Origin of the sequence: Massilia sp. CT11-108, from assembly GCF_047302915.1 — a bacterium.
In the GTDB taxonomy this organism is placed as follows: Bacteria; Pseudomonadota; Gammaproteobacteria; order Burkholderiales; family Burkholderiaceae_D; genus Telluria; species Telluria orientalis.
Genome location: NZ_JBKYMO010000018.1, coordinates 24,803 through 32,005, shown reverse-complemented (window position 1 = coordinate 32,005; position 7,203 = coordinate 24,803). Strand labels below are relative to the sequence as shown.

The following is a 7,203-nucleotide window of genomic DNA, read 5'->3' as shown; positions in this document are numbered from 1 at the left end:
TTCGCAAACAGGGCCCCCCCCCCCCCCCGAAGGCCCCCCCCGATAGGAAAAACCGGGCAAAAAACCGACAAAAACGCCCCCCCCCGTACACCCACCCCCCCCCGGGCTACTGGGGCGGTCCGTGTTCCCACCCGGCCCCCCGCTCCCCAAGCCCGCCCACCTCGGTTTTAAACCCTCACGGCCCGCGCGGGGGCGCGCGGGCGCGGCGTTACCTGAACAGGAACGCAATGAAATCAATGTTCATCACGGCCGCCGCATTGGCGGTCGTTTTCGTCGGACCCGCCAAGGCCGCCGACCCATCCTACTGTTTTTACCAGGACCAGAAGTTTTCCGAAGGGGCCGCGTTGAATGGCCGCGTGTGCACGCGCGGCAATGCCACGGGCAAAGGCGGAGATTTGATCTGGGCACCGCAAGAGGGCTCCGGACTCTCAGGCGTGCAGCAAGAGGTGGAGCGCATACGCATGCAGACCCAGCTCGTCCAGGCCCGCATAGGCTTGGCCGAGACGGAAGCCCGGTATCGCGAAGTGGCGGCCAAATCGTCCGGCAAGAACTGATCTTCCAACAGTCTCAGGCGATGTGTTGGTCCCGGACCAACACAAACCGCCGTCAATGCCGGCCTGCCCGTTACGTGGCAGGTGGCATGCTCCATGCATGGTGGGAAGTGGGCGCGTGACATGCGCGCCGTTCCACTTCCAACCATTCGAGGAGAACCATCATGAACACATTGATTATCGAAGACCTGGCCTTTGACGGCACGGCGCCGGCCGGCTCGCGCGTGCGCTCGCTGTCGATCGACGAGATGAAGCGGGTATGCGGCGGCCGGGCGATCAGCGTGCTGGTCGATGGGCGGACTGCGGGCACCGTGGACGATTTCTCGCTGAATATGGAGATATTCAAAGGGAACATCGGGGGGCCGATGGTGGTGTGAGCATGGCACTCCGAGGTGGCCGTGCGGCCTGGGCTGCACGGCTTACCAGGGGGTTTTCATGGCCAAGCCACCTGTCACCAACTGTCACCACGACGAACTCTCCGAGGAGCTAACTGACGCTGCGTGTTAGGGACGGTGTCCAGGTTGAGCGCAATGTCAGGCTTAGTTTTCGTTCAGTAATTCCATGTTCTTTCGGTCTTCGTTGCTGACAAATTGACACGCCAGCAAGGTCTTATCTTTGAAAGCACTACTCTTGAGTGCGACAAGAGAAATTAGTCCTAGTTCTTTCATTTCTTGCTGGGCGTCCGGTAGCTGGCGTGCAAAGCCAGACATATTAATAATATTGATATCCTGCGGTACTAATTTGTAATGCTTAGCCAATTTTTCGGCGACATTTCCCTCAACAAGGACGCCAATGGTTGAACCAGCAAACAAGACATCTTGCGCAACAAAACCGTCCTTTTTTATGGGAGCCGTAAGATGATACACTGCTGCCCCTGATGACTGATCGGGCTTACCCAATTTTTCGGCTGCCTTATACATATCCAAAGCATGACGGGAAGAATAAGGTGGTTTACAAATTGCGGCATCGAAAAACGCCGATTCTGGTATCTTTTTGTCAGCCAAGGCAGGGAACGCCAGTATGGACAACAGAAGGCCAGATACTAGAGACAGTGAAACTTTTTTCATTGAAGTTCCTTAAAAGAGCCAAATTAAAAGATAGCTCGAGGAATAGGCTCTGAGTATCCTCAGCCTAACGAAGCTGTATGGAGCCCAGTTGGCGAGCGAAAAATCGATAAATAATTGTTTCCCTGGAGGAACCAGATCGTATTTTTTACAACTCATGCCTTTTAACTTAATTTGTTTGTCCGATGCTCGAAATTGATGTCCAAACTTAGATCGCCTTGCTTAGCATCGTAAAAAAATGTGGCCCGCCCCCATTCGCTGGATTTGAAAAAGGCCTCGCTTGGATGATTACTTAAAAACTTCAAATTTAAAGTTTTCTCGCATGCTTTTAGTACTTTTGACTCCAGAATACTGGACTCAAAAAACTCAATCAAATCAAACAAAAACGTAACGGCGCATATTTTCCCTTCTCCAACTTCAATCACGCTATCTGCCGATTTTCCGCAAACACTGACTTTTTTTAGTAGACGATATTGCGTTCGCCCCTCATCTGTTTGAATCGGTGGTGAACATAGTTTTGCGATAGATCCGGCTAGAACGCCTTTTTCATCAACCGTTATGGATGACGAATCAACCAAAATCAAACCGTGCTTCAAGTCTAATTTAACAGTATGCATTATTAATTCCCATACGCAATAATTCGCCCTGTATCTACAAGGCTTGGTTTATCTTTATTTTCTATAAAATATTGGGTGGCGCCACCATTTCCAAGGTTTGGATTGTTTTTTGCAACACCAACTGCCATGCAAGTATCCTTAGCAAGAACATAACCGTGAACTTTGGTGCGCATAGGACGTGCATCTCGATGCTTCCAATTTCCCTTGTGAGCAACTTGTACCGAGTCATTGTACTGCCTAGCATTGCGGGCACCTACTACTACGTCGGATTTCACTAAATAGTTCCCCGGTGCGTCTCCATGCGGATAAAGCGTATAAAATACGGTGCCCTTTTTCACGACAACATTTCTATAGCTATCCACGCCGTTGTACGGATCACGACCTTGCCACGACTGCGCAATTGCAGCAGGGTTATGGCCTTGACATGGATCGCAACTAGCGCAACCGTTCTTAACGGAATTCTGTTTCTTTGGTGCCAAACCCAGCGGATCGATCCATTGAATAGGGTTCGGTGCATATGTATGAGTATTGAAACCACCTAGCAATCCAATCGGATCTTTGCTCACAAAACGACCGCTAAGTGGATCGTAATATCGGTGCCGGTTGTAATGCAGCCCCGTCTCTTCATCAAAGTACTGCCCCTGGAACCGGATCGGATTGTGTATCCCGGCCTTGTACGCCGCGTCGCTGATTGCCTGCTTCGCCTGCCCCCACGCCTTGTACTGCGCCGACCATGCGACCTTGCCCTCGCAATCCGTCAACTCCTGCGGGGTTCCCAAATGGTCGCATTGATAAAAGGCGATCTCGTCCTTACCGAACGGTTCGGTTTCCTGCTCAAAATCCCCATTCCATAGCGGATCAAGCGCAATATCGTACTTACCGCCGTTGCGCGCCATCAGCGCCTTCACATCGGTGGTAGGCGCCAGCCGAAGGGCGTGGCTTCGACTGGCCTGCACCAACGGCACAAAGCTGTCGCGCTCATACACGTAGTGCACCGTTCGTTCGCTTGCCGCGTAGCCGTGATGCACGCTGCTTTCCAACGCCAGCGTGTCGCCGTCCCAGCCGTACATGGTTCGGGTCATCTCCCGGAACACAGTGCCTTCCATCACCTGGCTGTGCTTGGCAACACGCCGTCCCAGCGGATCGTAGGCAAAGGTGGTGACGCCATGCCAAGTGGTGGCGCGGGTCATCCGGTTAAACGCATCCCATTCATATTCGGACCGCTTGCCGTTCCGCACGCGTTCCACGAGGTTGCCGCGTTCGTCGTAGCGGTGGCTGACACCGGCATATTCCTTGAGCAGGTTGTCCAGCAGCTTTGGCAGCGGGGCATAACGGGCCATGGGTTCCTGCTGCGCGATATCGGCTGCCTGGATGTTGCCGGCCGGGTCGAACGCGAAGGTTTCATGGCCCAACACGCTGTTTGCCGCCAGCAGCCGTCCGACCGGGTCGTAGCGGTATTCGACGCGGCCGCGCCGGCTGTCTTCCAGGCTGGTCAGTTGGCCGGACGGGTCGTAACGGTAGCGCCGCAGGATCGCGGCTTGCATGCCGGCTTGGACGTCGGGGCGATACTTGTCGGGGTAGAAATCCCGGTCCTTCTGGCTGGCCTGCGCGATGATTCCGAGTTGCTGTTCGATCAGGCGTCCGGCCGGATCGTACTTCATCGTTTGCAACAGGCCGTTGATCTGGGTGCGGCCGGTTTCCTGGTAGAGCGCGTCGCGCTCGAAGGAGACGAGGTCCTGCCCGTCGAGCAGGAGGCCGTGTACGTGGCCGGCGCCGTAGGTCAGCCATTCGACGCGGTGGCCGTCGGGGCGGGTGGTGCCGGTGCGCTGATTGAGTTCGTCGTAGTGGTGGTGCCAGACCGCGGTGCGCCTGTCGGGATGGAAAGGCCCCTGGTAATGCTGGTGCTCGCGGACCAGGTTGCCGGCGGCGTCGTAGAACCATTGCAGCCTGGCGTGTTCGTTCTTCGCTTCGGCCAGCTGGCCGTTGGCGTTGTAGGCGAATGTTTCGATTTGCTCCGACTGGCCGGGCGCTGCGGCCCGGCGTTGCACGAGCCGGCCCGTGGGGTCGAAGTCGAGGCGGATGGTCAGGCCGGTTTCGACGGTTTCCGCCAGCACGCCACTGGCTTCGTCGTAGCGGTACTCGGTGGTCTTGCCATCAAAACCCTGTTCCTGCAGCAGGCGACCAACCGGGTCGTAGTGGAAGCGATAGACGCTGCCGTTTTCATTTTCCAGTGCGGATAGGCGGCCGAGCGCATCCCACTGATAATCCAGGCTATGTCCCAGCGCGTCGGTGCGCCTCGCGATCAGTCCGGCCGCCGTGTAGCGGTAGGCGGTGGTGCGTTGCAGTGCGTCGATGTGCGCGAGCAGCCGGCCTTCGGCGTCGTGGCGCAGTTGCTCTTCGCTGCCGTCGGGGTGGATGACGGCTTCGAGTTGGCCGGGATGGTTGCCGCCTTCACCGTGTGCCTGCGTCAGCGTTTCGGCGCTGAGCGGCGTGTAACGGTAGCGGGTCACATTGCCGGCGGCGTCGATGCGCTTGATCAGGCGCTTGCGGTCATCGTATTCCCAATGGCTGCTGTGCCCGGAACAGTCGGTGTAGCTGGCGAGCTGGCCGTCCGGCGTATAGGCAAGTTTCTTGACGCCGCCCTTGGCATCGGTGACTTCGACGGGCCGGCCGGCCTTGTCGTACGCGTACTGGGTCTTGTTGCCGAGCGGGTCTGTTTCCTCGACCAGATCACCCTGGACGTTGTAGTCACGCTTCCAGGTGCCGCCTTCGCCATCGAGGATGCCGGTGACGCGGTGCTGGTCGTCATACTCGAAGTGAACCTGGCTGCCGTCGGCACGGGTGTGCGTGAGCAGGTTGTCGTGTTCGTCGTAACGGAAATGCTCGCTGCTGCCGTCGGTGTGAACGTGACGGACGACGTTCTTGGCGTCATCGCGGAAGAACCATTCCTCGCGCCCGTCCGGATGCACGACGCGGTAGGTGTAGCCGGCGATGTCGTAGTAGTAGCGGGTCTCGTGGCCAAGCGCGTCGGTGACGTAGGTCAGACGGATGTTCTTGTCCCACTCGAGCCGGGTGTCGTAGCCGCCGTCGTCGGCCCACTCGCGGATCGCTTTGGCGTGGACACCGCTGTCGATGCTGGTGTCGTAGGCGAGGTTCATCCCACGCCCGGTGCGGTCGGTGTAGCGGGTGACGAGGTGTCGGTCGTACTGGTAGTGCCACGCGGCGGCGTTCTCGTCCTGCGCGCGGATCAGGTCGCCGTGGACATCGTAGTCGTAGGCGGCAAGTTGGCGCACCAGTTTGCCGTCCCGGATTTCCCACAGTGCGCGGACGTGGCCGGTATCGGCGTCGACCTGGGTGCCGGCATGGGCGACGATGGTCTCGCCCTGCTTGCTGATGATGTCGCTGAGCACCTGCTCGCCGGCGACTACGTGGTCATATCGCAGGCCAAGTCCGGCGCCGTCGCGGGCATGCACGGCGATCAGCCGGAAATGTTCCTTGCCCAGGTCGGCGACCTTGGCGCGCACGGTGTCGACCAGCTCGTAGGTTTCGCGCCATGGGCTGGGTTCGCCTTCCGGCAGCGGCTTGCCGAAGTCGAGCGCGAGGAGGTTGATGCTCATGCGGGTGAGCGTGATTTGCTCGACCGGGTCGTAGTACCGCTGGCCGATGGCCAGCCACGGATAGCGGTGGCTGCGGCCGTCGGCTGCGTGATAGAGCAGGGCGGCGGACTTGCCTTGGCCAACGACGTCGATGCGGGTGCTGTACGGCGTGAGCCAGCGTGCGCCAAGATTGCCGCGGTCAAAGGCGGTCAGCTGGCTGCGGTAGGTGCGGCTCCATTCGATGGGGAGCGGCGCATCCAGTACGAAGTCGGTATGTGTAAAAGTTTCGGCGCCGGTGGCGAAGCTGATCGAATGCGCGGTCCCGCCGGGTGCGGGGCACAGCTTGCAAACGTTAGCGTCGCCCTTGGCTGGGCTTTGATGGCTGACAGCCTCCAGCTCGTGGCCGGGGTTGTTCTTGTTGTGATGCGCGCCCTTGGCTGACGGGACCAGCACCGGATGCCGCTTCTTATGCTTGATGACCGCGTCGCGCAGCCGCATCATTATCCACCGGATGCTCATCTGCGCCTGTTCGTCGGCCAGAGCGGCGAGCTTGCTGCGAAACGCCGGCTTAAAGTCGGTCAAGTGACCGATGATACCGGTCACGCCCGCTATTGCGCTCTGCGGCAGGTGGCTGGCTGCCGCAGCGACAGCGTAGTTCGCGGCCTTTTTGTACTGCCGACCAAGGGCGCCAAGCATGCGGCGCCAGCTGCTTTTCACCTTGGGGTCGTACAGCTTGTCTTCCACTTCCGCAGGGGATGCCACGTCGAAAAGCGGTTCCTTGCCGATGCAGCGGTTGAGGATCTTGATCAGATCGTCGGCAATGCCGTCGGCAAGGTGGGCGCAATCGTCCAGCATCCCTGCCAGCTTGCCCATCGCACCATCGATAAAGGTCTCGATCTTGCCCGCCAGCGTGGCATTGAGGTGCGCGATCAGCACCTCGATCAGGGCGGCGCCAATATCCTTGACGCCCAGCGCCAGCTTTTGCCGGACCAGGTGCAGCGCGGGCCGCAGGCTCATGCGGGCGGCACTCATCGTCGGCGGAAACGGAACCACGCCGATCAAGTTGATGCCCAGGCTGACCCATTCCAGGAAATCAATTTCTTTCTTGGCGATGTACTTCTGGATGACCCCCACCATGTCCATGATGGCGTCGATCAACGCCATGATGTTGCCGATCACCGGCAGGCTACCGGCGACCGTGCTCAGGCGCTCCAACGTGACGTAGTCATAGCTGATCTTGCGCAACCATTTGTCAAAAGCGGCGGCAGCGGCGCCAATGTCTTGCTGGTCTATCGTGTTGAGTGGAGCGACTGCGACTTCCGGCACGCGTTCGGCCGGCTTGGACGGGGCTTGCGTGGGTTCGGTCATGGAAGTT

General features: G+C 58.6%; 5 protein-coding genes. 2 read left to right on the top strand and 3 right to left on the bottom strand.

Going from position 1 to position 7,203, the window contains the following annotated elements; genetic code table 11:
• Positions 1-236: 236 nt before the first annotated feature.
• Both ACEN88_RS03815 and ACEN88_RS03810 read left to right on the top strand, forming a co-directional pair.
• Positions 237-554 carry a DUF1496 domain-containing protein gene (locus ACEN88_RS03815; RefSeq protein ID WP_413337472.1) on the top strand — a complete coding sequence of 106 codons (318 nt, stop codon included), beginning with the start codon at positions 237-239 and terminating at the stop codon, positions 552-554.
• Between the two features lie 161 nt (positions 555-715).
• The gene (locus ACEN88_RS03810; RefSeq protein ID WP_413337471.1) at positions 716-928 is read left to right on the top strand and encodes a hypothetical protein; all 213 of its coding nucleotides are present in this window, start codon (positions 716-718) and stop codon (positions 926-928) included.
• Between the two features lie 162 nt (positions 929-1,090).
• Here ACEN88_RS03810 and ACEN88_RS03805 read toward each other — a convergent pair whose 3' ends face one another.
• From ACEN88_RS03805 to ACEN88_RS03795, 3 genes are all read right to left on the bottom strand, one after another.
• Positions 1,091-1,618 carry a hypothetical protein gene (locus ACEN88_RS03805; RefSeq protein WP_413337470.1) on the bottom strand — a complete coding sequence of 176 codons (528 nt, stop codon included), beginning with the start codon at positions 1,616-1,618 and terminating at the stop codon, positions 1,091-1,093.
• Between the two features lie 161 nt (positions 1,619-1,779).
• The gene (locus tag ACEN88_RS03800; protein WP_413337469.1) at positions 1,780-2,232 is read right to left on the bottom strand and encodes a hypothetical protein; all 453 of its coding nucleotides are present in this window, start codon (positions 2,230-2,232) and stop codon (positions 1,780-1,782) included.
• A gap of 2 nt (positions 2,233-2,234) precedes the next feature.
• Positions 2,235-7,196 carry an RHS repeat-associated core domain-containing protein gene (locus ACEN88_RS03795; protein WP_413337468.1) on the bottom strand — a complete coding sequence of 1,654 codons (4,962 nt, stop codon included), beginning with the start codon at positions 7,194-7,196 and terminating at the stop codon, positions 2,235-2,237.
• Positions 7,197-7,203: the final 7 nt, after the last annotated feature.

What these genes read in the sequence shown, in the direction of transcription:
- ACEN88_RS03815 (WP_413337472.1), top strand. Translation starts at nt 237, where the DNA reads ATGTTCATCACGGCCGCCGCATTGGCGGTCGTTTTCGTCGGACCCGCC.
- ACEN88_RS03810 (WP_413337471.1), top strand. Translation starts at nt 716, where the DNA reads ATGAACACATTGATTATCGAAGACCTGGCCTTTGACGGCACGGCGCCG.
- ACEN88_RS03805 (WP_413337470.1), bottom strand. Translation starts at nt 1,618, where the DNA reads ATGAAAAAAGTTTCACTGTCTCTAGTATCTGGCCTTCTGTTGTCCATA.
- ACEN88_RS03800 (WP_413337469.1), bottom strand. Translation starts at nt 2,232, where the DNA reads ATGCATACTGTTAAATTAGACTTGAAGCACGGTTTGATTTTGGTTGAT.
- ACEN88_RS03795 (WP_413337468.1), bottom strand. Translation starts at nt 7,196, where the DNA reads ATGACCGAACCCACGCAAGCCCCGTCCAAGCCGGCCGAACGCGTGCCG.